22 protein-coding genes are annotated in these 26137 nt (G+C 69.1%); 9 read left to right on the forward strand and 13 right to left on the reverse strand.

Going from position 1 to position 26137, the window contains the following annotated elements; genetic code table 11:
• The first annotated feature begins 36 nt into the window (after window positions 1–36).
• Window positions 37–1239 (forward strand): NAD(P)/FAD-dependent oxidoreductase, encoded by a 1203-nt coding sequence (locus tag PcP3B5_RS18000; protein ID WP_061562036.1) that lies wholly within the window; start codon window positions 37–39, stop codon window positions 1237–1239.
• A 216-nt stretch (window positions 1240–1455) separates the two neighbouring features.
• Here PcP3B5_RS18000 and PcP3B5_RS18005 read toward each other — a convergent pair whose 3' ends face one another.
• Together PcP3B5_RS18005 and PcP3B5_RS18010 are read right to left on the reverse strand one after the other, a co-directional pair.
• Window positions 1456–1680: a hypothetical protein gene (locus PcP3B5_RS18005; protein WP_061562037.1), complete on the reverse strand. Its 225-nt coding sequence runs from the start codon at window positions 1678–1680 to the stop codon at window positions 1456–1458.
• Between the two features lie 83 nt (window positions 1681–1763).
• Window positions 1764–2426: a TetR/AcrR family transcriptional regulator gene (locus PcP3B5_RS18010; protein ID WP_043271983.1), complete on the reverse strand. Its 663-nt coding sequence runs from the start codon at window positions 2424–2426 to the stop codon at window positions 1764–1766.
• Window positions 2427–2645: 219 nt separating this feature from the next.
• Here PcP3B5_RS18010 and PcP3B5_RS18015 point away from each other — a divergent pair, with 219 nt between their 5' ends.
• From PcP3B5_RS18015 to PcP3B5_RS18045, 8 genes are all read left to right on the forward strand, one after another.
• Entirely contained in the window at window positions 2646–4532 is a 1887-nt protein-coding gene (locus tag PcP3B5_RS18015; RefSeq protein ID WP_061562038.1) for an acyl-CoA synthetase, read from the forward strand.
• Window positions 4533–4718: 186 nt separating this feature from the next.
• A complete protein-coding gene (locus tag PcP3B5_RS31515) occupies window positions 4719–4904 on the forward strand; it encodes a hypothetical protein (protein ID WP_134163419.1) in 186 nt (61 codons plus the stop codon).
• A gap of 3 nt (window positions 4905–4907) precedes the next feature.
• Entirely contained in the window at window positions 4908–6794 is a 1887-nt protein-coding gene (locus PcP3B5_RS18020; RefSeq protein WP_061562039.1) for a DUF1302 domain-containing protein, read from the forward strand.
• A gap of 14 nt (window positions 6795–6808) precedes the next feature.
• A complete protein-coding gene (locus tag PcP3B5_RS18025; protein WP_009623011.1) occupies window positions 6809–8167 on the forward strand; it encodes a DUF1329 domain-containing protein in 1359 nt (452 codons plus the stop codon).
• 375 nt (window positions 8168–8542) lie between these two features.
• Entirely contained in the window at window positions 8543–9763 is a 1221-nt protein-coding gene (locus PcP3B5_RS18030) for an acyl-CoA dehydrogenase family protein (protein WP_061562040.1), read from the forward strand.
• 25 nt (window positions 9764–9788) lie between these two features.
• The gene (locus tag PcP3B5_RS18035; protein ID WP_058490101.1) at window positions 9789–10304 is read left to right on the forward strand and encodes a flavin reductase family protein; all 516 of its coding nucleotides are present in this window, start codon (window positions 9789–9791) and stop codon (window positions 10302–10304) included.
• Between the two features lie 40 nt (window positions 10305–10344).
• Window positions 10345–11274 carry a VOC family protein gene (locus tag PcP3B5_RS18040; protein ID WP_061562041.1) on the forward strand — a complete coding sequence of 310 codons (930 nt, stop codon included), beginning with the start codon at window positions 10345–10347 and terminating at the stop codon, window positions 11272–11274.
• A 64-nt stretch (window positions 11275–11338) separates the two neighbouring features.
• Entirely contained in the window at window positions 11339–12205 is an 867-nt protein-coding gene (locus tag PcP3B5_RS18045) for a fumarylacetoacetate hydrolase family protein (protein WP_061562042.1), read from the forward strand.
• A gap of 52 nt (window positions 12206–12257) precedes the next feature.
• On the opposite strand, the gene PcP3B5_RS18050 is transcribed toward PcP3B5_RS18045, so the two are convergent.
• The 11 genes from PcP3B5_RS18050 to PcP3B5_RS18100 form a co-directional block, all read right to left on the reverse strand.
• Entirely contained in the window at window positions 12258–12935 is a 678-nt protein-coding gene (locus tag PcP3B5_RS18050) for a TetR/AcrR family transcriptional regulator (RefSeq protein WP_061562043.1), read from the reverse strand.
• A 115-nt stretch (window positions 12936–13050) separates the two neighbouring features.
• Entirely contained in the window at window positions 13051–14391 is a 1341-nt protein-coding gene (locus tag PcP3B5_RS18055; RefSeq protein ID WP_058490104.1) for a spinster family MFS transporter, read from the reverse strand.
• 46 nt (window positions 14392–14437) lie between these two features.
• Window positions 14438–15550: a flavin reductase gene (locus PcP3B5_RS30385; protein ID WP_070065505.1), complete on the reverse strand. Its 1113-nt coding sequence runs from the start codon at window positions 15548–15550 to the stop codon at window positions 14438–14440.
• A gap of 61 nt (window positions 15551–15611) precedes the next feature.
• Window positions 15612–17219 carry an AMP-binding protein gene (locus tag PcP3B5_RS18065; protein WP_058490105.1) on the reverse strand — a complete coding sequence of 536 codons (1608 nt, stop codon included), beginning with the start codon at window positions 17217–17219 and terminating at the stop codon, window positions 15612–15614.
• A 111-nt stretch (window positions 17220–17330) separates the two neighbouring features.
• Complete coding sequence (locus PcP3B5_RS18070) at window positions 17331–18281, reverse strand: beta/alpha barrel domain-containing protein (protein ID WP_061562044.1); 951 nt, start codon at window positions 18279–18281, stop codon at window positions 17331–17333.
• Window positions 18278–19339: an LLM class flavin-dependent oxidoreductase gene (locus PcP3B5_RS18075; RefSeq protein WP_237143046.1), complete on the reverse strand. Its 1062-nt coding sequence runs from the start codon at window positions 19337–19339 to the stop codon at window positions 18278–18280. The genes PcP3B5_RS18070 and PcP3B5_RS18075 overlap by 4 nt, the downstream gene beginning before the upstream one ends.
• Before the next feature lie 556 nt (window positions 19340–19895).
• On the reverse strand, window positions 19896–20888 hold the full coding sequence (locus tag PcP3B5_RS18080) for an Ldh family oxidoreductase (RefSeq protein ID WP_061562046.1): 993 nt from the start codon (window positions 20886–20888) through the stop codon (window positions 19896–19898).
• A gap of 10 nt (window positions 20889–20898) precedes the next feature.
• The gene (locus tag PcP3B5_RS18085) at window positions 20899–22266 is read right to left on the reverse strand and encodes a DUF1329 domain-containing protein (RefSeq protein ID WP_009623028.1); all 1368 of its coding nucleotides are present in this window, start codon (window positions 22264–22266) and stop codon (window positions 20899–20901) included.
• Between the two features lie 10 nt (window positions 22267–22276).
• Window positions 22277–24082: a DUF1302 domain-containing protein gene (locus tag PcP3B5_RS18090; protein ID WP_043272007.1), complete on the reverse strand. Its 1806-nt coding sequence runs from the start codon at window positions 24080–24082 to the stop codon at window positions 22277–22279.
• 163 nt (window positions 24083–24245) lie between these two features.
• Complete coding sequence (locus tag PcP3B5_RS18095) at window positions 24246–25325, reverse strand: AraC family transcriptional regulator (protein ID WP_160329418.1); 1080 nt, start codon at window positions 25323–25325, stop codon at window positions 24246–24248.
• Between the two features lie 71 nt (window positions 25326–25396).
• The gene (locus PcP3B5_RS18100; protein ID WP_009623032.1) at window positions 25397–26050 is read right to left on the reverse strand and encodes an NADPH-dependent F420 reductase; all 654 of its coding nucleotides are present in this window, start codon (window positions 26048–26050) and stop codon (window positions 25397–25399) included.
• Window positions 26051–26137: the final 87 nt, after the last annotated feature.

A 26137-nucleotide genomic window follows, 5' to 3' on the forward strand; every position in this document is an offset into this window, starting at 1 on the left:
AGGTCATTCATCACTACGTATATTCGGGAGCAAATCATGAAACAGCAGATTCTGGTGGTGGGCGCAGGCTTCGGTGGGCTCTGGAGCGCCTTGAGCGCGGCACGCCTGCTGGACCGACACGAGCGTCACGACGTGCAGATCAGCCTCCTCGCGCCCCAGGCGGAGCTGCGCATCCGCCCGCGCTTCTACGAACCCGACGTGGGCCGCATGTTCGCCCCGCTGGACGCGCTGTTCGACACGGTGGGCATCCGCTTCGTCCAGGGCAGCGCCGAGCGCATCGACGAGCAGGCGCAGAGCGTCGGCTACCGCGACGCCGCCGGCCGCCAGGGCGAGCTGGGCTACGACCGCCTGGTGCTGGCCACCGGCAGCCAGCTCGCCCGACCGCCGGTGCCGGGCCTGGACAGCCACGCCTTCGACGTCGACCAGATCGAATCCGCGGCGCGCCTGGAAGCGCACCTCAAGGCCCTGCGCAACCGCCCCGCCAGCCCGGCGCGCAACACCGTGGTGGTAGTCGGCGGCGGCTTCACCGGCATCGAGACCGCCACCGAAATGCCGGCGCGCCTGCGCGAGGCGCTGGGCGCGGAGCAGGACATACGGGTGATAGTCGTCGACCGCGGCGCGCAGGTGGCCGCCGCCCTGGGCGAAGGCATCCGCCCGTCGATCATCGAAGCCTCCGCAAAACTGGGCATCGAATGGCTGCCCGACGCCAGCGTCGCGGCGGTGGACGCCGACGGCGTGAGCCTGGCCGACGGCCGCCGCATCGACAGCCACACGGTCATCTGGACCGGCGGCCTGCGCGCCAGCCCGCTGACCGGGCAACTGAGCGGCGAACGTGACGCCCTGGGCCGCCTGCACGTGGACGGCAACCTCAAGGTGCGCGGCCAGGCCAAGGTGTTCGCCGCCGGCGACGTGGCCTACGCCGCCACCGACGACCTCGGCAACCACGCAGTGATGTCCTGCCAGCACGCCATCTCCCTGGGTCGCCACGCCGGCAACAACGCCGCCGCCGACCTGCTGGGCGTGCCGCCCACCCCCTACCGCCAGCCCAAGTACGTGACCTGCCTGGACCTGGGCGCCTGGGGCGCGGTGTACACCGAGGGCTGGGACCGCCAGGTCAAGCTGCTGGGCGAGCAGGCCAAGGAGCTGAAGACGCAGATCAACACCCTGTGGATCTACCCGCCGGCGGCCGACCGCAGCATCGCCCTGGCGGCGGCCGACCCGCTTATCCCGGTGGCCTGAAACCCTGAACGCGTAGGGCGCATAACCGTTCGCGGTTATGCGCCGCCGGGGCGTCCGGCGTAGCCTGGAATTGTAGGATGGGTTGAGCTTGCGATACCCATGCTGCCGTGGTGATGGGTATCGCTTCGCTCAACGCCATCCTACGAAAAGCCGTGCTTCCTGGCACCGTAGGAGCGGACTCTGTCCGCGATCAGGCAGACTTCAGGAACCACACCCTCACCCCTGCGCGCTCGGCACCTCATCCTCACTGATGCAATGCTCTATCTCGGTCACCTTGCGCAACGCCTGGTCCGCACAGGGATAGGCCCCGAAAATACGCCCTTGGTAGAAGACCACCCAGACGAATCCCAACGGTTCCCCGCCCGCCAGGCCGCGGACCAGCGCCTGGAATCCGGGGGGCAGGTCGTCGATATGCATCTGTGCCATACCGCGCAGGATCATGGCCGCTCACCTCTGGCTCGGAAGGCTGCATTCTCGATGCCCGCGGGCCTGCGGGCAATACGACGGAAGCAGCCCCGCCGCCGCTAGCGCGCCGCGGCGCCCAGCGGCGGGAGCAGTTCGGTGGCGATCAGCGGCAGCTTCGGCGGCGCCCTGAAATCGATGGGCAGGCGGGCCTGGGCCGCGGCAACGGAGGCTTCCACGCCCAGCAGGCCGAGGGTCAGCTCGGCGACATCCTCGATCATCTCCATGGGCAGCCGGCCCTGGTAGATCTCCTGCATCACGCCGTAGGAACTGCCGGAAACCATCGCGATCACCGCGGACTCGTTGCTGACGTGAAAGGCGCCGTTGTCCATGCCGTTCTCCAGGTCGCGCCGGAAGAACTGCCGCACGCCCAGGATGAAGTGCTGGGTGGGTAGGTTGGCGTCGAACAGCAGATGGCCGACGGCGTGCCCCGGCGCGGCCATGCGCAAGGTCTGGCGCACGGAGGTGGCGACTATGGCGCGCAGGTCCGTCATCCCCTCGGTGACCTCGACGACGGCCTGGCGGGCGGCCATGACCAGCAATTCGAAGACGTCGTCCAGCACGTCCTCGCGGGTCCGGTAGTAGTTGTAGAAGGTGCCGGGGGCCATCTCGGCCCGCTCGGTCAGGTTGTAGACCGTCAGGGCGCCCGCCCCGCCTTCGAGGGCCAGTTCCTGGGCCGCGATCAGCAGTTTGCTGCGTGTCCTGTCTCGTTTGCCTATGGCCATAGATGCTCCGTTTGCTTGCCACGAAGAATAGCGGACAGGCCAGGTATTGAAAATCTTTCATTTCTGAAATACCTTCAATTAACGCTTCCAAACAATAACAATGGAGCCGGCCCCGATGCCCATCCAACAACGCATTGCCTTTGCGTGCAGCCCCAGTGCCCTTCGCTCCCGCCTGCCGGCATCTGCCGGCAGCCACGTCGCCGCCGGAGGGTACGCCGCATGATCCTGCGCAACCTGGCCGACATCGAACACCTGGAACGCACCCCGCTCGCCGCCCACGACCTGCCGCAGAACACCTACGCGGCCCTGCAGCGCAGCGCGCAACGCAGCCCGGAGGCCCCGGCGCTGAGCTTCTTCTTCGATGCCGAACATTACCAGCAGGCCTGGCACTGGAGCCATGCCGAACTGTTCGCCCGCATCACCCGCACGGCCAACGCCCTGCACGCGCTGGGCGTCGGCCCGGACGACGTGGTGGCGCTGGTGCTGCCGAACCTGCCGGAAACCCATTTCTGCACCTGGGGCGGCGAGGCGGCGGGCATCGTCATGCCGATCAACCCGCTGCTGGATGGCGCGCAGATGGCCGACCTGCTGCGCGCGGCCAACGCCAAGGTGCTGGTGACCCTGGAACCGACGCCGGGGCAGGACACCTGGGAACGCCTAGCCCCGCACCTCGACCAGTTGCCGGCGCTGCGCGAAGTGGTCTGGGTGAGCACCGCGCCCTACCTCGACGCCGAGCGCGCCCAGGCCTTGCGCGAGCATGTCGAGCGGCAACGCCAGGGCCGCAACGTCCACGACCTGCATGGCCTGCTGGCGGAACAGCCGGCCGATCGCCTGGCCAGCGGCCGCGTCATCCAGGCCACGGACCCGTCCTCGTACTTCTGTACCGGCGGCACCACCGGCCTGCCGAAGATCGCCGTGCGTACCCACGGCGCCGAGGTGTTCGACGCCTGGGCGCTGGGCGCCGTGCTCGCCGGCGACCCAGCCAACGAGCGCTACTTCTGCGGCCTGCCGCTGTTCCACGTGAACGCCCAGCTGGTGACCGGGCTGCGCCCCTGGCTGCAGGGCGGCCACGTCATCCTCGGCACGCCCCAGGGCTACCGCAGCGCCGGGTTGCTCGCGCGCTTCTGGCAGATCGTCGAGCACTACCGGATCACCTTCTTCTCCGGCGTGCCCACCGTCTACGCCACGCTGTTGCAGCAGCCGGTGGGCGATGCCGACATCTCCAGCCTGGACTACGCGCTGTGCGGCGCCGCGCCCATGCCGGTGGAGCTGTTCCGCGAGTTCGAGCGCGTCAGCGGCGTGCGCATCCTCGAAGGCTACGGGCTGACCGAGGGCACCTGCGTATCGTCCTGCAACCTGCCCGACGGCGAGCGGCGCATCGGCTCCATCGGCCTGCGCCTGCCCTACCAGCCGATGCGCGCGGTGGTCCTCGACGACGACGGCCGCTACCTGCGCGACGCCGAGGTGGATGAAGTGGGCGCCATCGTCCTGCGCGGGCCCAACCTGTTCGCCGGCTACCTGGACGAGGCGCACAACCGTGGCGTGTGGCTGGACATCGACGGCCAGCGCTGGCTGAACAGCGGCGACCTCGGGCGCCTGGATGCCGAGGGCTACTTCTGGCTCACCGGGCGCAAGAAGGAACTGATCATCCGCGGCGGCCACAACATCGATCCCAAGCAGATCGAGGAGGCCCTGCAGGGGCACCCGGCGGTGGCCCTGGCGGCCGCGGTGGGCAGCCCGGACGCCTATGCCGGCGAGGTGCCGGTGGCCTACGTGCAGCTGGTGCAGGGCGCCCGGGCCGACAGCGAGGAACTGCTGGCCTTCGCAGCCCGCCACGTCAGCGAGCGCGCCGCGGTGCCCAAGCGCATCGAAATTCTCGCCAGCCTGCCGGTGACGCCGGTGGGCAAGCTGTTCAAGCCCGCCCTGCAACGCCGCGAGATCGAGCGCGTGGTGCGCCAGGAGGCCGCCCAGGCCGGCTACGCGGTTGAAGTGGAAGTCGTCCAGGACGGCCGCCGCGGCACCCTCGCCCGGCTCCAGGGCCCGGACCGCCACGACCTGGCCGCGGCGCTGGGGCGCTACGCCTTCCAGGTCGAATGCCTGCCATGAACGACCGCGCCTTGCCCGCGCATTGACGAATTTTCGCCAACCGCCCCGGCGGGAAAAGCCGGGGAGTTGATGCAAGTCGCCAGCAAGGCGCCAGCGAAGTTTGACCGCAACCGACCGAGCGAGGGCCAAGACCACGGAAAAACACCATAGGAATCAATAGGAAGCCCTCTCCGGCAGAGGCTATGCATGGCGCCGCGCAGCGCGCCTGGCACAGCCATTGCCCTGGATGAGCCCAGTGCCTGCCGCTTCCGGATTTTCTCGAGCAAGGGAACCTTTCACGTCGCCGCCGCGAAGAACGCCGCGTTCCTCGCAGGGGACCTGTCTGCCCCGAAAAAAGTGCACTGCATGCCACACAACAACAAAAAGGTATGAGTCATGAACCACAAACCCATGTTCCGGCACCGCGCCTGCATGCCCCTGGCGCTCGGCCTGGCCGGCAGCCTGGCCGTGCCGGCCTACGGCGTGACCTTCAATGCCGGCGAGATCGAAGGCCAGTTCGACAGCACCTTCAGCCTGGGCGCCAGCTGGGCCCTGCGCGGCGCCGACTCCAGGCTGGTCGGCGAGAACAACGGCGGCAAGGGCCTCGCCACCGGCACCGACGACGGCCGCCTGAACTTCAAGAAGGGCGAGACCTTCTCGAAGATCTTCAAGGGCCTGCACGAACTGGAACTGAAATACGGCGACAGCGGCGTGTTCGTCCGCGGCAAGTACTGGTACGACTTCGAGCTCAAGGACGAGCACCGCCTCGTCCGGGACATCGACGACCACGGCCGCGAGGAAGGCGCCAAGTCCTCCGGCGGGCAACTGCTCGATGCCTTCCTCTACCACAACTACATGATCGCCGACCTGCCCGGCACCGTGCGCCTGGGCCGGCAGGTGGTCAGCTGGGGCGAGAGCACCTTCATCCAGGGCGGCATCAACAGCATCAACCCGGTGGACGTCTCGGCGTTCCGCCGCCCCGGCGCCGAGATCAAGGAAGGCCTGATCCCGGTGAACATGTTCTACCTGTCCCAGGCCATCACCGACAACCTGTCCGCCGAGGGCTTCTACCAGCTCGGCTGGCAGCAGACGGTGATCGACAACTGCGGCACCTTCTTCTCGCAGAACGACTTCGTCCCCGACGGCTGCAACGGCGTGCCGGTGGGCCCGAACCTGACCGGCAACCCGGCGGCCATGGCGGCGCTCACCCCCTTCGGCATCAACCTCAGCCGCCAGGGCATCGTGGTGCCGCGCCTGGGCGACGACGACGCGCGCGACAGCGGCCAGTTCGGCGTGGCGCTGCGCTGGATGGTGCCGAGCCTGGACACCGAGTTCGGCGCCTACTTCATCAACTACCACAGCCGCCAGCCCTACGTTAACTCCTACTCCAGCCCCAACGCCGACAACCTGAACTTCGTCCCGCAGCTGTGCGGCAACCTCGGCATCGGCGACCCCGGCGCCTGCGCCGGCGCCCTGGGACCTGCGCTGAACGACCTGGCGGTGGCCTACCGCCTGGGCACTTCCAAGTACCAGGTCACCTACCCCGAGGACATCCGCCTCTACGGCCTGAGCTTCGCCACCACCCTGCCCACCGGCACGGCGCTGTCCGGCGAGATCAGCTACCGGCCGAACATGCCGCTGCAGCTCAACGCGGTGGACCAGGTGTCGGCCTCCAGCGGCATTCCCGCCCTCTCCCCGCTGCTGTCCTCGGGCGCCTATCCGGTGGCCGACGATGCACTGATCCAGGGCTACCAGCGCAAGCCGGTGACCCAGGCGCAGGTCACCGCCGTGCAGTTCTTCGACCAGGTGATGGGCGCCGACCGGGTCACGCTGATCGGCGAGGTCGGCGCGGTCCACGTCGGCAACCTCGAAGGCAAGGGCGGCCTGCGCTATGGCCGCGACCCGGTGTTCGGCCAGGGCGCGCTGTACCCCGACAACAGCCTGTGCCAGGCCTCCAACAGCCCGGCGACCGCGCGCAATTGCAACAGCCACGGCTTCACCACCGACTTCTCCTGGGGCTATCGCATGCGCGCCATCTGGGAGTACAGCAACCTGATCCCCTCGGTGACGCTCAAGCCCAACATCGCCTGGTCCCACGACGTCGAAGGCTACGCGCCGGAGCCGGGCTTCAACGAAGGCAGCAAGGCCGTCAGCCTCGGCATCGACGCCGACTACCGCAACACCTACAGCGCCAGCCTGTCGGTCACCGACTTCTTCGATGGCCGCTACAACACCAACGTCGATCGCGACTTCGTCGCCTTCAGCGTCGGCATGTCCTTCTGAGCCGGAGTCCCCTCATGAACCACCTGATCAAAGGCACCACCCTCGGCCTCTCACTGCTGGCCGGCAGCGCCCTCGCCGCCGTCTCCCCGGAACAGGCCGCGGAGCTGGGCAAGCGCCTCACCCCGCTGGGCGCCGAGCGCGCCGGTAACGCCGACGGCAGCATTCCCGAATGGACCGGCGGGCTGCCCAGCAACGCCGGCAGCAAGGACGGCGCGGGCTTCCTGAGCAACCCCTACGCGGCGGAGAAACCGCTGTTCGTCATCGACGCGAAGAACGTCGACAAGTACAAGGACAAGCTCAGCCCCGGCCAACTGGCGATGTTCAAGCGCTACCCGGACAGCTACCGCATGCCGGTGTACCCGAGCCACCGCAGCGTCTCGCTGCCCGATGCCATCTACAACGACGCCAAGGCCAACGCCCTGCACGCGAAGATGGTCAAGGACGGCAACGGCCTGGCCGACTTCCTCACCGCCTACCCCTTCCCCATCCCGCAGAACGCCCAGGAAGTGATGTGGAACCACACCACCCGCTACCGCGGCGGCAGCGTCAAGCGCCTGAGCGTGCAGGCCACCCCGGACAAGGACGGCGGCTTCACTCCGGTGTTCTTCCAACTGCAGTTCACCTACCGCGACCGGCTCAAGGAGTTCGACCCGGGCAACCCCGGCAACGTGCTCTTCTACTACAAGGAAGCGGTGACCGCGCCGGCGCGCCTGGCCGGTGACGTGCTGCTGGTGCACGAGACCATCGACCAGGTCGCCGAGCCGCGCCAGGCGTGGATCTACAACGCCGGCCAGCGCCGCGTGCGACGCGCCCCGCAGGTAGCCTACGACGGCCCCTACCCGGCCTCCGAGGGCCAGCGCGTGGGCGACAACTTCGACTTGTACAACGGCGCCCAGGACCGCTACACCTGGAAGCTGCTGGGCAAGCGCGAGATGTACATCCCCTACAACGCCTTCGCCCTGGACGCGCCCGGCAAGCAGTACACCGACGTGATCAAGGCCGGTCACCTCAACCCCGACCTGACCCGCTACGAGCTGCACCGCGTGTGGGTGGTGGAGGCCAACCTGAAGCCCGGCGCCCGGCACATCTACGCCAAGCGCGTGTACTTCGTCGACGAGGATTCCTGGCAGATCGCCCTGGCCGACCACTACGACGGCCGCGGCAACCTGTGGCGCGTCGCCGAGGGCCACATGGAACCCTTCTACGACGTGAAGGTGCCGTGGCTGGCGGTGGAAACCCTGTATGACCTGCAGAACGGCCGCTACATCGCCTCGGGCATGCGCAACCAGGAACGCAACGCCATCGAGTTCGGCGTGAAGGCGGTGGCCGCCGACTTCACCCCGACCGCGCTGAGGAATGCCGGCGTGCGCTGAGCACGCCGCCCCGGGCATGGGCGGGCCCCGGCCTGCCCCTGCAACTCCTGACGCAACGCCTTGCAGCCACCCAGGTGGCTGCTTTTTTTCCGCCGCTGGCACGGGCGCCGCGGCGGCGCGCAGACATCCCCGGGAAGGCATCGAGGACTTCGTGCACCGCGGCAGAGGTTGCTTTTCGTAGGAGCGAGCAAGCTCCTACGAAAAGCCACACCAGCCACCCACCACACGCCCTCCAACCCTCACCTTCATCTCGTCGATTTTATTTTTTGAATATCCTTCAAATTTGATGCTAGTATCAAACCACCTCCCCTCCCAGCTCAGCCGGGGGAGGCGCAGAAGAGCCTTGATAACAATCGACAAGACAAAGGTATTTCCATGAGCACCATCGCCTATGCCGCAACACCCGCCAGAACCGAGCGCAGCGCCGACGACCTGCGTGCCTACGCCGCCTCGCTGATCCCCACCCTCAAAGCCCGCGCCAAGGACACCGCCGCCCTCGGCCGGCTGCCCGCCGAGACCATCGCCGACCTCGAGGCCGGCGGCCTGCTGAGCATGACCACGCCGCGCAAGTACGGCGGCCCCTCGGTGTCGGTGCGCACCTTCCTGGAAGTCGTCGCCGAGCTGGGCAAGGCCGATGCCTCGGTGGCCTGGGTCACCGCCCTGACCAACGTCAGCACCTGGAGCGCCGCGACCTTCTTCGGCGAGCAAGCCGCCGAGGAGCTGTTCGGCGAGGGGCCCAAGGCCCGCGTGGTCGGCGTGCTCTCGCCGCGCAAGGCGGTGGTGAAGAAGGTCGAGGGCGGCTACCTGATCGAGGAAGGCCTGTGGGGCTTCAACTCCGGCATCTACCACGCCAACTGGGACCTGCTGGGCATCCCCATCGTCGACGCCGCCGGCAACGTGATCGACCAGGGTGTGTCGCTGGTCCCCACCTCGCAGGTGAAGATCCTCGACGACTGGAACGTGATCGGCATTTCCGGCAGCGGCAGCTCCAGCGTCTCGGTGACCGACGTCTTCGTGCCGGATGCGCGGGTCACCTCGGTGAGCAAGGCCATCGTCGGCGACTACGAGTCGACGCACCTGGCGGACGAGCCGCTGTACAGCGTCGCCTGCATGCCGATGCTGGCGATCATCCTCGCCTTCCCGGCCCTGGGCCTGGGCGTCGCCGCCCTGGAAACCTTCCTCGAAGGCCTGCCGCGCCGCGGCATCCAGTACAGCTGGTACACCAAGCAGGCCGAAGCGCCGGTCACCCACCTGATGGTCGGCGAGGCCTCGGCCAAGCTGGAAGGCGCGCGCGCCATCCTCGAGAAGCACGCCGATGCGCTGGACGCCTGCGCCCGCGACGGCCGCTACATGGAGTTCCTCGACCGCGCCCGGGTGCGCCGCGACGTCGGCTTCGCCGAGAAGCTGCTGTGGGAGGCCGTGGACATGCTGGCCACCGCCTCCGGCGGTTCCCTGGCGGCGGTGGGCAACCCCTTCAACCGCCTCTGGCAGGACGCGCGCATCGCCTCGCTGCACGGCATCGTCACCCCGGCCACCAACTTCGAGACCTACGGCCGCATCCTCTGCGGCATGGAACCGGGCACGCCCTTCATCTGAACCCGTGGCCAGCCAGGAGAAGTCCATGGACATGCAGACAGCGGCACTCGATGCCAAGCGCTTTCGCCGGGTGATGGGCAAGTTCGCCACCGGCGTCACCGTCATCACCTACCAGCACGAGGGGCAGCCGGCGGGCATGACCGCCAACGCCTTCATGTCGCTCTCGGTGGACCCGCCGATGGTGCTGGTGTCGATCCGCAAGGAGTCGCGCTTCGCCGGCAGCGTGAAGCCCGGCGACGGCTTCGGCATCGCCTTCCTGCGCGAGGAGCACGAGGCGCTGAGCCGGCACTTCGGCGGCCGCCCGGACGCGGCGTGCCAGGTCGCCTTCGGCGAGCACCGCGGCACCCCGCTGCTGCAGGGCGCGCTGGTGCAGCTGGCGGTGCGCGCCAACGCCGTGCACCCCGGCGGCGACCACCTGATCTACACGGCCGACGTCGAGGCCATCGAGGAGTCCGATGGCCGCCCGCTGCTGTTCTTCTCCGGCGCCTACAAGCAGCTGCATGCCCTGGACCCCAGCCACTGCTGGCACGACTTCGGCTGAGCCGCCTTTCCTTCACGAACGACAACAAGAGTGCACAAACATGATCAGCGTGCGCGACATCGCTTACGTCCGCTACCAGGTCCCGGACCTGGACGCCCAGGCCGCGTTCCTCGAGGACTTCGGCATGCGCCGACAGCGCAGGACCGACACCGCCCTGTACATGGGCTCCTACACCGGCGGCTACCCGCTGCACATCTCCCAGCTGGGCCCGCGCCAGGCCCTGGGCATCGGCTTCATCGCCCAGGAGCTGGCCGACCTGCAGCGCATCGCCGCCGAGTTCGGCACCCAGGTGCGTGACAACGACGAACTGGGCGCCGGCTCCATCGTCACCCTCGCCGACCCCGACGGCTTCCGCGTCGACCTGCTGCACGGCGGCGAAGTGGTCCAGGCCGCCCCCACCCGCGCCGCGCTGCGCCTGAACAACGCCCAGCAGCGCCCGCGCCTGGGCCAGGCCGCGCGGGTGCCGGCCGGCCCCTCGCACGTCATGCGCCTGGGCCACGTGGTGCTCAAGACCGTCGACTTCCCGGCCATGATGGACTTCTACCAGAAGGTGCTGGGCCTGCGGATTTCCGACAGCTACTACGCGCAGGCGCCGGAAAACATGGTCGCCGCCTTCCTGCATTGCGGCCTGGGCGAGCACTACACCGACCACCACACCGTGGCGCTGATCAACATCGGCAGCCAGGAGCGCGATTTCGACCACAGCGCCTTCGAGGTGCTGGACTGGGACGACCTGGTGCGCGGCAACCAGCACCTGGCGGCCCGCGAGCGCCAGCACGCCTGGGGCATCGGCCGGCACATCCAGGGCAGCCAGGTGTTCGACTACTGGCGCGACCCCTTCGGCAACAAGATCGAGCACTGGACCGACGGCGACCTGGTCAACGACGCCACGCCCACCACCCACGAGCCGCTCACGCCGGACGCCTTCGCGCAATGGGCGCCGCCGCTGTCGCCGGACTTCCTGAACTGAGCCGTCCCCACCCCAGCCCCGCCCCGGCCACCGCCCGGGGCGGCAACGCACAAGAGGAAACCCCATGAAACTCGCACGCTACAGCCACAACGGCCGCACCTCCCTGGGCAAGGTCGAGGGCCAATACCTGATCGACCTGTCCGAAGTGCTGCCCGCCGGCGCCCGCGACGTCGCCGACATCCTCGCCTCGCCCGCGGCCCTGGAAGCCGCGCGCACCCTGCAGGGCCACGCCGGCAACCGCCTGGCGCTGGAAGAGGTGCGCCTGGGCGCGCCCATCCTGCGGCCGTCCAAGTTCATGGCCCTGGGCATGAACTACAAGGACCACGAAGCCGAAGCGCGCCGCGCCGGCGTGCCCATCCCCACCTCCCAGGTGTGGTTCAGCAAGCAGGTGTCCTGCATCACCGGCCCGTTCGACGACGTGCACTACCCCGCCGTGTGCGAGCGCATGGACTACGAGGCCGAGCTGGGCGTGGTGATCGGCAAGCCGGGGCGCTACATCGATGAGGAACAGGCCCTGGAACACGTCGCCGGCTACTTCGTGGCCAACGACGTCAGCGCCCGCGACTGGCAGGCCAAGAGCCCGACCTGGACGCTCGGCAAGTCCTTCGACACCCACGGCCCGATCGGCCCGTGGATCGTCACCGCCGACGAGATCGCCGACCCGCAGGCGCTGAACATCCGCCTGCAGGTCAACGGCGAGACGCGCCAGGAATCCTCGACTTCGAAGATGACCTACAGCGTCGCCAAGCAGATCGCCTACCTCAGCCAGGTGATGACCCTGCAGCCCGGCGACCTGCTGATCACCGGCACCCCGGCCGGCATCGGCCTGGCCATGGACCCGCCGCGCTTCCTCGCCGTCGGCGACGTGATGCGCGTGGAGATCGACGGCATCGGCCACATCGAGAACCGCGTCATCGCCGAACCGCGCTGACCGCGCCCACCCCGCGCAGCCACAAGCCGCGCGGGGTTCCCCTCATCCAGCCTCAGGCGCTGGAACCCGCCGCCAACGGCCGGTGCGCCACCCGCTCGGCCGCTTCCCCGGCAACGCCCAGGCCGAGCAGGAAGAACTCCACAGCGCCTTCGATGGCGCTGGCCTGCCGCTCGCCTTCGAGAATCTGCCGCAACAGGTAGAGGCAGCCGCCGATGATGCAATCGGCCGCGGCCTGCGCGTCGGCAATGGCGAACGATCCCTGCTGCGCGCCGCTGCGCAGGTCCCGCAGCAGCCGGCTGCCGAGGGTGGCGCCGAGGTCGTTGATGCTGTGCGCCGAGTGGATGAAGAACCAGCCCCACACCGGGTCGTGCAGCGCATGGTGCAGCGTCCTGCGGATGTTGTGGCCGACCTGCTCGACGATGTCGCGGCTGTTCGCGGCCTCGGCGTCCAGCAGGTCCGCCAGGGCCAGGGCGTCCTCGATGAACACCGCGCGGGCGATCGCTTCCTTGCTGCTGAAGTAGTTGTAGAACGAGCCCAGCGACAGCTCGGCGCGCTCGGTGATCTCGCCGATGGCGGTGGCCTCGATGCCCTGCCGGCCCATGACCTCGCGCGCCGCGCGGATCAGCTTGGCGCGGGTGCGCGAGCGCGCCTTGGCGTTGCGCGTGGCCGCGCCGGCATCCGCTTGGGGCGCGGGCGCCCCGGGCTGGTTGTGTGGCTTTCTGCTCGACATGCGCCGTCCTTCGATCACGCCCTTGCGCTCCGCGGGGCGGAGCTTTGCGAAGGCGTACTCTACAGCAGTGGCCCGGCCGAGCGCTGGTCGGCCGCGGCGCTCGGCCGACCGGGCCTCAGCTGGCGCCCTGGGGCGTGGCCTCGCTTAGCGCGGCGCTCTGCCGGTGGGCATCGGCGGCGTAGGTGCGCGCCCCCATCAGCAGCGCCAGCATGCACAGCAGCAGCGACACCGGGATCAGCAGCATGGCGTCGTGCAGGCCCAGGGCGCGGAACTCCTCGCGCATCTGCCCGGTGCCGGCGGCGAGCATCGCCAGGTGCGAGAAGTGGTCGGAGAGCAGGCCCACCACGATCGGCCCCAGGCCGCCGCCGAGCAGGTAGAGGAAGATGAAGTACAGGGCCATCGCGGTGGCCCGCAGGCGCGGCTCGATGACGTCCTGGATCGCCGTGTAGACGCAGGTGAAGAAGGCGTAGGAGAACAGCCAGCCGACGCCGAACACGGCGATGAACAGGCCGGTATCGATGCGCCCGGCGAGCAAGGCGCCGCCGGTGGCCAGCGCGGCCACCAGCATGCTGAAGGCGGCGAACAGCAGGCGCCCGCTGCGGCTGCGCTGGTGCAGGTAGTCGGCGACCCAGCCGCCGGCGGTGAGGCCGATCAGTCCGGTCAGACCGACGATCAGCCCGGTCGCGATGCCCGCCTGCTCCAGCGGCAGCAGGAAGTAGCGCTGCAGCAGCGGCACCATGAACGAGTTGCAGGCGTAGCTGGCGAAGTTGAACGCCAGCCCGGCGAGGATCAGCCACCAGAAGGTACGGATCGCCAGCACCCGGCGCATGGGGCGCGCCACCGGCGTGCTGTCGGCGACCACGCCGTCGGCCGCGCCACGTGCCGGCTCGCGGATGCGCAGGGTGAAGAACGCCAGCAGCAGCCCCGGCACCGCGGCGATGAAGAAAGGCGCGCGCCAGCTGTCGAAGGCCTTGACGATGGCGCCGGTGGTGAAGAACGCCAGGATCAGCCCCAGCGGCAGGCCGAGCATGAAGATGCCCATGGCGCGGGCGCGCTTGTGGGCCGGGAACAGGTCGCCGATCAGCGAGCTGGCGGCCGGCCCGTAGCTGGCCTCGCCGACACCGATGCCCATGCGGATGAGCAGGAAGCTGGTGTAGTTCCAGGCCAGCCCGTTGAGCGCGGTCAGCCCGCTCCAGGCGGCCAGGCCCCAGCCCATGATGCGGCTGCGCGAGCCGCGGTCGGCCATGCGCCCCAGGGGCAGGCCGGCGATGGCGTAGACCAGGGTGAACACGGTGCCGGCCAGGCCCAGCTGGAAGTCGCTGAGGTTCCACTCGTGGCGGATCGGCTCGACCAGGATCGCCGGGATGGTGCGGTCGAAGAAATTGAACAGGTTGGCGAGGAAAAGCAGGAAGAGGATGCGCCAGGCATTGTCCGCCTGCTGGCTGTGCTGCTGCATGGTGTTTCCCTTGTTCTTGTTGTCATGGACACCGGCACGCCGGGCTTCAGCGCGGCAAGGCCGCGGAGCCTGCCGCCGGGTGGCCGAGTTGCCGGGACAGTTCGGCGGCGGCCGCGAGCAGGCGCCGGGGAACCTCGCCCTCCCAGTCTGCACCCAGGCGTGCCGGGCTGCCTGCCAAGGTCAACGCCATGATCATGTCACCATTCGTGTCGCGAATGGGTGCGCTGAAAGTATTCACCGCGGTTTTGTGCAAACGCGCCGGCGCCGGCCCCAGCTCGCGGGCCAGGCCGCGCTGGCGCACCTCGTCGAGGGCCGCGCGGAACTGCTCGCGGCGTGCATCGAGGTCCTGCCCGGGCTCGGCGAACTGGCGCAGTTCCTCCTCGATGAAGGGCGTGGTCCAGGCCTCCGGCAGGAAGGCGGCGAAGGCCTGGCCGGTGGCCGAGCGGGTGACCGGCATGACCAGGCCGCTGACCAGGTGCTCGCTGACCGGCTGGCGCGACGCCTCCCAGTGCAGCGCCACCGGCCCGCGGTTGCCCCAGGCCGCCAGGCACAGGCTGTGCTCGCCCAGGCTCGCGGCCAGCTCCGGCAGCGCCGCGACGACGTTGCGCAGGGCCTGCGGCGGCAAGGCCGGGGCCTGTTCGAACTGCAGGTAGGACGCCTCCAGGTCCCAGGAATGCGCGAGCATGTAGCGGCCGCCGGCGAAGGCCAGCGGCCGGCGGTTGGCGTGGCCGATGCGCAGCACCCGGCCGATGTAGATCAGGTGGTCGCCGCTGGGATAGGCGGCCACCTGCTCGCATTCCAGGTGCGCCGCCGCGCCGGCCAGCACCGGCGCGCCGCCGTGGCCATCATGGTGCTCGACGCCGTTGAACTTGTCCTCGCGGGACTTGGCGAAGTGCCCGGAAAGCGCCACCTGGTCGTGGGCCAGGATGTTCACCGCGAAATGCCGGCTGTCGCGGAAGGCCTCGAAGCTGCGCGAGGTCAGCGCCTGGCTCCAGAGCACCAGCGGCGGGTCGAGGGACACCGAGCTGAAGGAGTTGGCGGTGACGCCGTGGGCCACGCCCCGGGCGTCGCGGGTGGTGACCACGGTGACGCCGGTGACGAAGGTGCCGAGGACGTCGCGCAGTTGCCGCTGGTCGAAGGGAGCGACGGAGAGAGTCATGTCGTCATACCTGCAAGGGGCCGCGCCGGGCGGCCGCGAGATCGAAGAAGAAAGCCGCGGCTCAGCGCGGAACCGTGAGGCCGACGGCGACGTGGTCCCAGGTGTCGGCGGTCAGCCCGGCTTCGCGCAGGGGGACCTTGAGCACCTTGCCGGTGGGCGTGCGCGGCAGCACCTGCACCACGCGGTAGTAGCGCGGCACCATGAAGCGCGGCAGTTGCCGCACGCAGTGCTGGAACAGCGCGCTGAAGTCCAGCGCCTGCGGGGCGTGGTGCTCCACCACCACCATCACCTCGTCCTCGCCCAGGTCCGAGCGCACGCCGATGGCCGCCGCGTCCACCACCCCGGGGAAGGCCGCCAGGGCGCGCTCCAGCTCCATCGAGGAGATGTTCTCGCCGCGCCGGCGCAGCGAGTCGGACTTGCGGTCGTGGAAGTAGAAGAAGCCGTCCTCGTCCATCGAGCCCAGGTCGCCGGTGTGCCACCACAGGCCGGCCATCTTCTCCAGGGTCGCGGTCGGGTTGCGGTGGTAGTGGCTGAGCATGATGTGCGGCAGCCGCGGGCGGTAGACGATCTCACCGACCTGGCCGGGCGCCAGGCGGTTGCCCTGCTCGTCGTGGATTTCCAGGATCGACGAGGCGGTCGGCTTGCCCAGCGAGCCGACCTTGCGGCCCTGGCGCGGGTTGTACAGGACGTTCTTGATCTCGGTCTGGCCGTAGCCTTCGAGCACGTGCACGCCGAAACGCGCCTCGAAGCGGTAGAGCACCTCGGCCGGCGCGGGCGCGGCGAACACCAGTTGCACGTCGTGCTCGCGGTCGCGCGGCGACGGCGGCGTGGACAGCAGCATGTGCAGCATCGAGCCTAGGGCGTTGAACTGGGTGGCGCGGGACTCGCGCACCTCGTTCCACAGGTTGCTGACACTGAAGCGCGGCGACAGGATGATGCAGGCGCCGGCGTAGATGGCCGCGGCGCAGGTGGTCACCTGGGCCATGCCGTGGAACAGCGGCATGCAGGTGTACAGCCGGTCGCGCGGGGTGAGGCCGAAGGCCTGGGCGGTCTCCCGCGCCATGATCACGCCCTGCAGGTGCGGCGCGACCACGCCCTTGCTCTTGCCGGTGGTGCCGGAGGTGAAGCTGATGGCGCCGATGTCGTGGTATTCCACGCGGGGGAACTGCGGCGCGTCGCTGGCGCCGGCGAGCAGCTCGGCCCAGGACAGCACCCGCAGCCCCGGCGCGTCGATGCCTGGCGCTTCGTCGCCGAGGTAGACCAGGGTGCGCAGCGTCGGCGGCAGTTCGTCAAGCTGGGCCACGGCCTGGGCCAGGCGCGAGTCGGTAATGAGTATCTGCACCCCGGAATGCTCCAGGGCGTAGTGCAGGAACTCGCCCTTGTAGGCGTTGTTGATCGACACATTGACCAGCCCGGCGCGGGACGAGCCGAGGGTGGTGAACAGGTATTCCGGACGGTTGCCGAGGAACACGCCCAGCACGTCGCCCTTGCCCAGGCCCTGCGCCATCAGCGCCGAGCCGAGCCGGTCGGCCTCGCGGTTCAGCTCGGCATAGCTGTACTCGCGGCCCTCGAACAACAGCGCCGGGTTGTCCGGCGCCTGCCGGGCGCGCCGGGCCAGCAGGCCGGTCAGGGTGCCGCCGCCAAGGTCCTCTAAGTCATGCACGTTCATGGATTCGCCTCTTGTTGTTATGGTGGCCCGGCATACCGGGCGCATGTTTCGTGGGCTACCGGCCGGCGGCGCTCTGTGGCGCCTGGCGGCCGGGCACGCAGGCCCTGTGTTCTATCGCCTGGCCCAGTCGAAGGTACCCTGGGCCTTGCGGAAGGCTTCCAGCTCGGCCTGGTCCAGCGGTACCTTGCCGACGCGCCGGGTGAAACCCTTCTCGCCTGCGCCGAGGATAGCGTCCAGCCAGTTCGCCGTGTCGATCAGCGCGCCCAGGTCCAGCCCGGTTTCCACGCCCATCAGCTCCAGCAATTGCACCGCGTCCTCGGTGCAGACGCCACCCACCGAGGCCCCCGGCGCCGCCGGATGGCCGCCGGAGCCGGCCAGGGCGGTGTCGATGTTGGCCACGCCCAGGCGCGCCAGCTCGGCGACGTTGGCCACGCCCATGCCGCGGCTGTCGTGGACCTGCACGTTGAGCCGGTCGATGCCGGTGAGCCCGGCGGCGAACTCGACCATGGCGCGCACCTGCGGCGGCGCCGCGTAGCCGCAGGAGTCGGCCAGGATCCAGTGCTCGACGCCCATGGCCAGCAGGCGCTCGGCCAGCGGCCGCACGCTGGCCGGGCCGCGCGGCAGGCCGATGGGCCCGCCGAAGGCGGCGATGATATAGGTGCCCAGGCCGGTGCCGGTGCCCTCGGCCAGCTCGCGCATCTTCTCAAGCTCAAGCAGGGAATCGTCGATGGAGCGGCCGATGTTGGCGCGGGCGAAGGCTTCGTCGGCGGCCAGCAGGAACCAGGCGACGTGGGCGCCGGCGTCGATGGCGCGCTTGAGCCCGGTGAGGTTGCCCACGCAGCACTCCAGCGACAGCCCCTCGCGGCGCTGCACGCCGGCGAACACCTGCTCGGCGTCGGCCAGCCCGGGCACCAGCTTCGGGTGGACGAAGGACGACACCTCGATGGCGCGCATCCCGGCCGCGCTCAGGCGGTCGACCAGCTCGATCTTCTGCGCGGTGTTCGCCGGCCGTGCCTGGAAGGCCAGGCGTGGCGAGATGTCGCGAAGGCGCACCGGCTTCATTGCAGCTCCTGCTTGACGCGCACCAGGAAGTCCTTCAGCGACGGTTCCCACAGGCCATCGGCGCCGCCGGTGAAGAGGAAGGCGCCGATGCCCAGGGCGTGGTACTGCTTGAGGGTGGCCATGACGCGGTCCGGGGTGCCGACCAGCGCCGCCGAGTTGGCGAAGCCGCCGAGCAGCTTGACCAGCCCGCTCCAGAAGCAGTCGTCGTGGACGTCGGCGTTGGTCAGCGACAATTGGCGCTCGCGCCCCACCGAGGTGTCGCCGGCGCTGGAGCGGGCGAAGCGGTTGCTGCCCTGGGCGGCGAGGATGGTGTCCTCGGCGGCGTGGGCGGCGGCCCAGGCGGCCTCGTCGGTGTCGCCCAGGAACAGCCGCAGGCTCAGCGAGAATTCCGGCTTGCGCCCATGCTTCTCGGCGGCGGCGAGCACCCGCTCGATACGCTCGCGGGTGCCGGCCAGGGGCTCGCCCCAGAGCATGTAGGTGTCGGCATGGCGGGCGCCGAATTCGATGGCCGCGTCGCTGTCGCCGCCCATGAACACCGGCACGTGGTTCTTCAGCGGACGCAGCAGCTGGCGCACCGCCTCGGCGCGGTAGAACTCGCCCTGGTAGTCGAAGGACTTCGGCTCGCTCCAGCAGCGCTTCATCACTTCCACGTACTCGCCGGCGCGCTCGTAGCGGGTGGCCTTGTCGGCGTAGTCGCCCTCGCGGTGCACGTCCTTGTCCGAGGAGCCGGTGACGAAGTTGATCGCCAGGCGCGCGCCGGACATCACGTCCATGGTGGCGAAGCAGCGCGCCGCGGCGGCCGGGTGCATGACACCCGGGCGGTGGGCGACGATCAGCTTGACGCGGCTGCTTTCGGCGAACAGCAGCGGCGAAGTCACCAGGTTGTGCGGCCACAGGGACGAATAGCCGCAGAGTATGTAGTCGATGACCTCCGCCGCCTCCCATTTGCGCGCCTGGCGCGCCAGTGCCTCGGGGCTGGGGACGTTGTTCTCGAAGGGACTGTCCACGGTGAATATCTTGACCATCTGCTGCCGTTCCTCGTTGTTGTTATGGGGCATCGCCGCCACGGGGAGCGGCGATGAGCTTGAGGCGACTATAGGGCGCGGCCGCAGGGCTCCATAGGACAGGCCACGACGGACAGGGGACCGAAGACGACAGACTGGAAGATTCTCGATGCAGGGTATGGCGGGCAAATGAAAACGCCGTTTCCCAGGGGTGGGAAACGGCGTTTGTGCGCTGCTTTTCGTAGGATGGGTTGAGCCTTGGCGAAACCCATGCGGTCGTGGCGATGGGTATCGCTTCGCTCAACCCGTCCTACGTTGGTGTATTCCTGCAGTTGTAGGAGCGAGCTTGCTCGCGAAAGGTGTTCGCCGGTGGTTGCGGTGTGCTGGGTGGACTCCGCCCCTCTCCCTAAAGGGAGAGGGGGCTGTCCTGAGCGGATTTGGGGCTTGGTGTCATCCTGGAACAACGGAGGTTTCAAGAGCGAAAGGAGTATCAGGATAACTGCTGACTTCCCGCACACACCGAACGGCCCCCTCTCCCTTCAGGGAGAGGGTTGGGGAGAGGGTTGCGGACGTCAACACCGCTCCAGCGCCAAACCATGCTCCCCTTCCCTCACCCTCCAGTCCCAGCGACCTTCACCAGAGCCTGATACACCACCTCCTCCACCTCGACACGCCCCTCCGCCAGCCGCCGCTCACGCTCCGCCGCCGACCGCTCGAACGGCACCCTCACCGGCCTACCTTCCTCCAGCGGACGAGTCGCCCGCAGGCTTTCCAGATACTCGCCCACCCTCTGCCGGAACGCCTCGCGCTCGCCGAACAACCCGGGATCCACCACCAGCAGGAAGAAGCCGCAGTCGCGCAGCCCCTCGGGGGCCGCCGCGGCGCCGCAGAGCATGCCCAGCAGTTGCACCACCAGCGCCAGGCCCGAGCCCTTGTGGCCGCCCCAGACGCTGAAGGCGCCGGCCAGGGCTTCGGCCGGTTCGCGGGTCGGCTGGCCTTGCCCGTCGAAGGCCAGGCCCGGCGCCAGCTGCTCGCCCAGGCGCAGCTTCAGCAGCACCTCGGCGAGCATCACGCTGGAGGTGCCGATGTCCCAGATCATCGGCGCCGTCGGGGTGGGGAAGCCGAAGGCGATGGGGTTGGTGCCGAAGCGCTTTTCGGTGCCGCCGTGGGGCGCCACTATGTGCCCGCCGCTGCCGGCGATCATGCCGGCGAAGCCGGCGCCGGTGACCTGTTCCAGGTAGTAGGAGAACATCCCCGTGTACCAGGTCTGGCGGGCGCCGACCACGGCCACGCCGCTGTCGCGGGCCTTGGCGATGGCCAGGTCGGTGGCGCGCTGGGCGACCAGGTAGCCGACCTGGTCGCCGCCGTCGATGGCCGCCGACACCGCGCTTTCCCGCTCGATACGGATCGGCCGCGGCGGCGTGGGGCTGGCGGCGATCCGCTCGATGATCGACAGCGCCCGCGGCAGGCCGCCATAGGACAGCCCGCGCAGTTCGCAGTCGATCAGGTGGTCGGCGATCACCCTCGCCTCTTCGGCGCTGTGGCCGCAACCGCGCATGCCGGCTTCGGCCAGTTCGCGGGCCTGCTGGATACTCAGAAACATATCGCCTCCCTTAGCGCACGCCGTCGTTGCGCAGTGCTGCTGTACTGAAGTCACTGGAAGAAAGCTCGATCCCGTATTGCACAGGCGCCTTTTCCTCGTTGCCCAGGCCGATGGCGATGTAGCGCCCGGCGATCAGGTCATACAAGGCTTCCAGGGCGTACACCGGGATCTGCTTGTCGTACTGCTGGTACAACTGCGCCTCGCCCACCCGCCAGAGCTGGCCGCGGCCGTCGTAGAGCTCCGACTCGGCGATCTGCCAGCTGTCCTCGTCGAGGTAGAAGCGGCGCTTGGCGTAGATGTTGCGCTCGCCGCTCTTCAGGCTCGCTTCCACCACCCACACGCGGTGCAGCTCGTAGCGCGTCAGGTCCTGGTTGATGTGCCCGGGCTTGAGGATGTCGGCGTATTTCAGCTGCGGCGAGGCCAGCCGATAGTTGTTGTAGGGAATGTAGATTTCCCGCTTGCCCAGCAGCTTCCACTCGTAGCGGTCCGGCGCGCCGTTGAACATGTCCAGGTTGTCCGAGGTGCGCAGGCCGTCGGCGGCGGTGCCGGGGCCGTCGTAGGCGATCTGCGGGGCGCGCCGCACGCGGCGCTGGCCGGCGTTGTAGACCCAGGCCAGGCGCGGCTCCTTGACCTGGTCGATGGTCTCGGCCACCAGCGACACGTTGCCGGCCAGGCGCGCCGGCGCGGTGACCTTCTGCTTGTAGTAGAAGAGCAGGTTGGCCGCCTTGTCCGCCGGCAGGTCGGGCAGGCCGTCGGGCATGGCGATCTCGTCCTCGAAGTTGACCAGGCTGTATTCGCCATTGGTCTGCGGCGCCGCCTGCACGATGGAGCGCCGCAAGGTGCCGCCGCGGTAGCGGGTGATGTGGTTCCAGATCACCTCCAGGCCGTTGTGCGGGATGGGGAAGGCGTAATAGCGGCTGTCGGTGAAGTCGGCCAGGCCGCTGCCGCCCTCCACCAGCCTGGTGCGCTGGGCGCTGACCTTGGCCAGGTCGTAGATCTTCTGCGGCAGCGCCGCGCTGCGGTGGCTGCTGTACACCGGGATGCGGTAGCTGTCCGGGTAGCGCTGGAACAGCGCCAACTGGCCCTCGGTGAGTTTGCCGCGGTACTGCTGCAGGTTCTGCGCGGTGATCACGAACAGCGGCTTCTCGCCGGCATAGGGGTCGCCGACGAAGCCGCCGGCGGCGATCGGCGCGGCATCGGTCGGCAGGCCGCCGGTCCATGCCGGGATGCTGCCGTCGGCGTTGCCGGCCTTCTCCGCGCCCAGCGGGGTGAGGCTGCTACCGAGTTTGGCGGCCTCGTCGGGGGTGGCCGCGGCCAGCACGCTGGTGGCCAGCAGGGAAAGGGTCAGGGAAGCGAACCATCGGGTTGTTGCACGCATCTGTGGCTCCTCAGAAGTTCACGCCGAAGCTGAGCGCAAGGAAGTCGCGATCGCCCTGGGTGTTGTACTTGCCGTCGAAGAAGTTGGTGTAGGAAAGGCTGGCCGTATAGGTATTCAGGTAGTCCGCGTCCAGGCCGACGCTGGCGGCCTTGGCGCCCTGGTTGAACTGCCCGTTGGGGCCGTAGCCGTCGACGTCCTGGGACCAGGCCAGGTTGGGCTTGAGGTTCACCCCGGCGAACACGTTGTTGTAGTCCCACAGCGCGCGCACGCGGTAGCCCCAGGAGTCGCGGGTGACGAAGCCGGCGGTGCCGAACTCGGCGCGCTGCGCCGGGTCGTCGACGCTGCCGAAGTTGGGGTCGCGGCCGTAGCGCAGGTCGTGGGTGCTCTCCAGGCCGCCGACGTGGTCGTAGGCCACCTCGCCCACCAGGGTCAGGCGCTCGGCGCCCATCACCTGGTCGAAGAAGTGGGTGAAGGTGGTCTGCAGTTGGGTGATCTCCTTGCGCCGGTAGCCCTGGTTGTAGGCGCCCTCGCTGGTGGGGATGGTTGGCGAGGCGAGGCCGCCGCTGATGGGGTTGAGCAGCGCCCGCGGCAGGTCGGTGGTGTTGATCTGCAGCGGCGCGTTGGGCCGGTAGCTGATCTCGCCGCTCCAGGCGGTGCCGGTGGGCAGCGTGGTGGCGAAGCTCAGGCCGTAGAGGCGGATGTTTTCCGGGTATTCGAGAAAATACTGGCCGGTGCCCAGCGCGGCGCTCTGCAGCAGGCCGCCGGCCAGGGGCCCTGCGGCAGCGTTGAAGGCCGGGTTGGCGGCCACCGCGAGCAGGCCGCTGGGCGTCCGGGTGGAGAGGAACGGCGTGCGGCTGTGGTAGTTGATGAAGTAGCCGCCGTACTCGACGTTGTCGGTCTGCCAGCGCAGGGCCAGGCCCCACTGCCCGGAGTCGCGCGCCTCGCGGTCCTTGCCGCGGGGGATGGCGACGCCCTCGGCGTCGACGTCGAAGCCGATGCCGAAGGCCCGCGCCAGGGGCTCCAGGGGCGCGATGGCCGGCGAGCCGACGCGGTTGTTGTCGTTGCAGCCCTTGGCCACCACATCGGAGCTGGAGAAGAAGGTGCCGCAGTTGTCGACCACGGTCTTCTGCCATTCCAGCTGGTAGAAGCCGTCGACGCTCAGCGAGTCGCCGAGGCTCTGCGACAGCGAGAGCATGTTCACCGGGATCAGCGCTTCCTTGACCTCGGCGCCGGGGCGGCGCAGGGCGGAAACGTCCACCGGGTTGATGGCGTTGATGCCGTTGGCGATGAAGGTGCTCTCGCCCCAGCTCACCACCTGCTTGCCCAGGCGCACCGCGCCGGGCTGCCCGCCGATGTCGTAGTTGCGGTAGACGAAGGCGTCGAGGATTTCGCCGCCGGAGGCCTTGGCGCCCTCGTCGCGGCCGTGGTCGTCGATGTCCTTCCAGGGCCGGTTTTCGTCCTTGAGTTCGAAGTCGTACCAGTAGCGGCCGCGCAGCAGCGCACCGTAGTCGCCGTACTTCAGCTCCAGGTCGTGGATGCCCTTGAAGATCTTCGAGAAGGTTTCGCCGCGCTTGAAGTTGAGGCGGCCGTCGTCGCCGGTGGCGGTCGGGCCGCGCCCGCCGTTGTTGATGCCGACCAGGTTCCTGTCGATTTTCGAGGTCCCCCAGCTGGCGCCGAAGGAAAGCGAGGAGTCGAGCTGGCCTTCGATCTCGCCGAGGGTGAAGTTGTAGGCATGGGCGGGGGCGGCCAATCCCAGTACGACCGAGAAGGTCAGTACCTGCGACGCAAGGTTGGCCTGCCGATTTGTTCTTGTCATTCGGCGCTCCTGAGGCTGGGCCTCTTATTGTTCTGGCACCGCCCGCCTGGCCGGCGGGGGTGTGGCAGAACGATAGGGCCAGGCCCGGGGCGCAACTAGGACCGCCCGCGACGCCCAGGGGACCGAAGACGACAGTCGAAGGCGGTCGCTGCCAGCCGGGCCCTCAGCCCTTCTGCGAACGCCGGAAGACGCTGGGCGACATGCCGGCCCAGCGGCTGAAGGCCCGGGTGAAGGCGCGCCGTTCGGAGAAACCGAGGCGCTCGCTGATGCTGTCCAGGTCCAGGTCGGTTTCGCGCAGCAGCTTGCTGGCCTGGCGGAAGCGCAGGCGCGCCTGCAGCGCGGCGAAGCTCTCGCCCTCGCTCCGCAGGCGCCGCTGCAGGGTGCGCACCTGCATGCCGAGTTCCTCGGCGCTGCCCTCGATGCCCAGGCTGAGCAAGGCCGGGCGCTCGCCGAAGAGCCGTTCCAGCTGGCCGCTGATGCCCACCTGCGAGGTCAGCCGGGAAACCCGTTGCTCGATGCTCACCTCGGCCTGCCGATGCAGCTCGGGCAAGGCGCCGAACAGCGGCTGGTCGAGCAGTTCGCGGGGCAGCACGATGGCGTTGCAGGGCTGCTCGAAACGCACTTCGGCAGCGAAGTGGCGGGCATAGAGTTCGCCATACTCCGGCGCGGCATGGCGCACCAGCACGCGTTCCACGGCGTTGCGGCCGATCAGCGTGCGGGTGAAGCGCAGCATCGAGGCCAGCCAGGCCTCGGTGAAGTAGCGCGTCGGCGCCGGCCAGGCCTGGTAGTCGCCCAGGTCGATGCGCAGCTGGGCGTAGCGGCTGCTTTCGTGCAGGGTCATGCGCAGGCTCTGGCTCATCAGCTCGCTGACCCAGTCCAGCGCGCGCAGCGCCTTGCGCAGCGTGGTGCAGGTGGCCAGGTAGGTCTCGATCTCGGGGATCGAGCCGAAGGCGAAGGACTCGCCGAAGACGAAGGGGAAATGCTCGCCACGCGCCCTGGCCGCCTCGGAGCGGGCGACGCAGGCCTCGATCAGCCGGCTGGACTGGGCCAGGCTGATGCTGACCTCGTTGAGGCGGATGCCATCCACCCGCACGCCGATCTCGCGGAGGATGGGGTCGATGGCGAAACCGCAGCGCGCCGCTGCCTGGATCCAGCTGGGCAGCGGTACGAAAGCGATCTTTTCCTGCGGCGAAACAGGCCGGGAGGGCCTGGCGGCGGGCGGTGCGGAGGGACTCTTGGGCATGCCGCCCATACTATCGGAGTCACTCGTGGCAAACCAGAATCCCCCGCGCCAGAGCCCTCCCCCGCGCCGCGTCAGCTGCGCCAGGCGCCTTCGGCCTGGTTGGGCCCGGTATCGGCCAGCGCGGCGCGCAGGCCGGCGCTGTCCAGGCGCCGGCAGTAGGCCGGGCGCGCGCGTTCGAAACGCCAGCCCTCGGCCAGGGGGCCGGCGTCGACCACGTCGTAGCCGAAGCGCTCGTGCAGTTCAGCGGCCGCCTGCTTGGCCTGCGCATCGTCCCCGGCGATCGGCAGCGCGCGGCGGTCGGCGGCGCCGGCGGGCCGCGCGTCGGCCACCAGGTCGCGTTCGAGGATGGCGTTGAAGGCCTTGACCACGCGGGCGCCTTGCAGGTGCTGCGCCAGCAGTTCGCTGGTGGTGGTCGCCTGGCTGTCCAGCTCGGCGAACTGGCCGTCGCGCTGCGGGTAGTAGTTGTTGGCGTCCAGCACGATCTTGCCGGCGAAGGCCTGGGCCGGCAGCTCGCGGTAGCGGCCGAAGGGGATGGCCAGCAGCAACAGGTCGCCGAAGCTGGCGGCCTGCTCCACGCTGCCGATCCGGCAGCCCAGGGCGATCATGGTGCTGGTCAATGTGTGCGGGCCACGGGAGTTGCTGAGCATCACCTCGTAGCCGTTCTTCACGCCCAGTTCTGCCAGGGCGCGGCCGATGAAGCCCGCCCCGATGATTCCGATACGCATCGCCTGTCTCCCGTTGTCCATTCTCGGTGGGGGGCGGCTGGCGCTTGCCAGCCAACCCGGAAGCCAGGATGCTATTTGAAACCTGGA

Source organism: Pseudomonas citronellolis, from assembly GCF_001586155.1.
Lineage (GTDB): Bacteria > Pseudomonadota > Gammaproteobacteria > Pseudomonadales > Pseudomonadaceae > Pseudomonas > Pseudomonas citronellolis.

Excerpts from the sequence above, each read along its gene's own strand:
- PcP3B5_RS18095 (WP_160329418.1), bottom strand. The coding sequence starts at position 25,325 with ATGCCCAAGAGTCCCTCCGCACCGCCCGCCGCCAGGCCCTCCCGGCCT.
- PcP3B5_RS18055 (WP_058490104.1), bottom strand. The coding sequence starts at position 14,391 with ATGCAGCAGCACAGCCAGCAGGCGGACAATGCCTGGCGCATCCTCTTC.
- PcP3B5_RS18065 (WP_058490105.1), bottom strand. The coding sequence starts at position 17,219 with ATGAACGTGCATGACTTAGAGGACCTTGGCGGCGGCACCCTGACCGGC.
- PcP3B5_RS18085 (WP_009623028.1), bottom strand. The coding sequence starts at position 22,266 with ATGCGTGCAACAACCCGATGGTTCGCTTCCCTGACCCTTTCCCTGCTG.
- PcP3B5_RS18035 (WP_058490101.1), top strand. The coding sequence starts at position 9,789 with ATGGACATGCAGACAGCGGCACTCGATGCCAAGCGCTTTCGCCGGGTG.
- PcP3B5_RS31515 (WP_134163419.1), top strand. The coding sequence starts at position 4,719 with ATGGCGCCGCGCAGCGCGCCTGGCACAGCCATTGCCCTGGATGAGCCC.
- PcP3B5_RS18000 (WP_061562036.1), top strand. The coding sequence starts at position 37 with ATGAAACAGCAGATTCTGGTGGTGGGCGCAGGCTTCGGTGGGCTCTGG.
- PcP3B5_RS30385 (WP_070065505.1), bottom strand. The coding sequence starts at position 15,550 with ATGACTCTCTCCGTCGCTCCCTTCGACCAGCGGCAACTGCGCGACGTC.
- PcP3B5_RS18090 (WP_043272007.1), bottom strand. The coding sequence starts at position 24,082 with ATGACAAGAACAAATCGGCAGGCCAACCTTGCGTCGCAGGTACTGACC.
- PcP3B5_RS18100 (WP_009623032.1), bottom strand. The coding sequence starts at position 26,050 with ATGCGTATCGGAATCATCGGGGCGGGCTTCATCGGCCGCGCCCTGGCA.
- PcP3B5_RS18045 (WP_061562042.1), top strand. The coding sequence starts at position 11,339 with ATGAAACTCGCACGCTACAGCCACAACGGCCGCACCTCCCTGGGCAAG.
- PcP3B5_RS18080 (WP_061562046.1), bottom strand. The coding sequence starts at position 20,888 with ATGTTTCTGAGTATCCAGCAGGCCCGCGAACTGGCCGAAGCCGGCATG.
- PcP3B5_RS18075 (WP_237143046.1), bottom strand. The coding sequence starts at position 19,339 with ATGCCCCATAACAACAACGAGGAACGGCAGCAGATGGTCAAGATATTC.
- PcP3B5_RS18010 (WP_043271983.1), bottom strand. The coding sequence starts at position 2,426 with ATGGCCATAGGCAAACGAGACAGGACACGCAGCAAACTGCTGATCGCG.
- PcP3B5_RS18050 (WP_061562043.1), bottom strand. The coding sequence starts at position 12,935 with ATGTCGAGCAGAAAGCCACACAACCAGCCCGGGGCGCCCGCGCCCCAA.
- PcP3B5_RS18015 (WP_061562038.1), top strand. The coding sequence starts at position 2,646 with ATGATCCTGCGCAACCTGGCCGACATCGAACACCTGGAACGCACCCCG.
- PcP3B5_RS18070 (WP_061562044.1), bottom strand. The coding sequence starts at position 18,281 with ATGAAGCCGGTGCGCCTTCGCGACATCTCGCCACGCCTGGCCTTCCAG.
- PcP3B5_RS18030 (WP_061562040.1), top strand. The coding sequence starts at position 8,543 with ATGAGCACCATCGCCTATGCCGCAACACCCGCCAGAACCGAGCGCAGC.
- PcP3B5_RS18005 (WP_061562037.1), bottom strand. The coding sequence starts at position 1,680 with ATGATCCTGCGCGGTATGGCACAGATGCATATCGACGACCTGCCCCCC.
- PcP3B5_RS18040 (WP_061562041.1), top strand. The coding sequence starts at position 10,345 with ATGATCAGCGTGCGCGACATCGCTTACGTCCGCTACCAGGTCCCGGAC.
- PcP3B5_RS18025 (WP_009623011.1), top strand. The coding sequence starts at position 6,809 with ATGAACCACCTGATCAAAGGCACCACCCTCGGCCTCTCACTGCTGGCC.
- PcP3B5_RS18020 (WP_061562039.1), top strand. The coding sequence starts at position 4,908 with ATGAACCACAAACCCATGTTCCGGCACCGCGCCTGCATGCCCCTGGCG.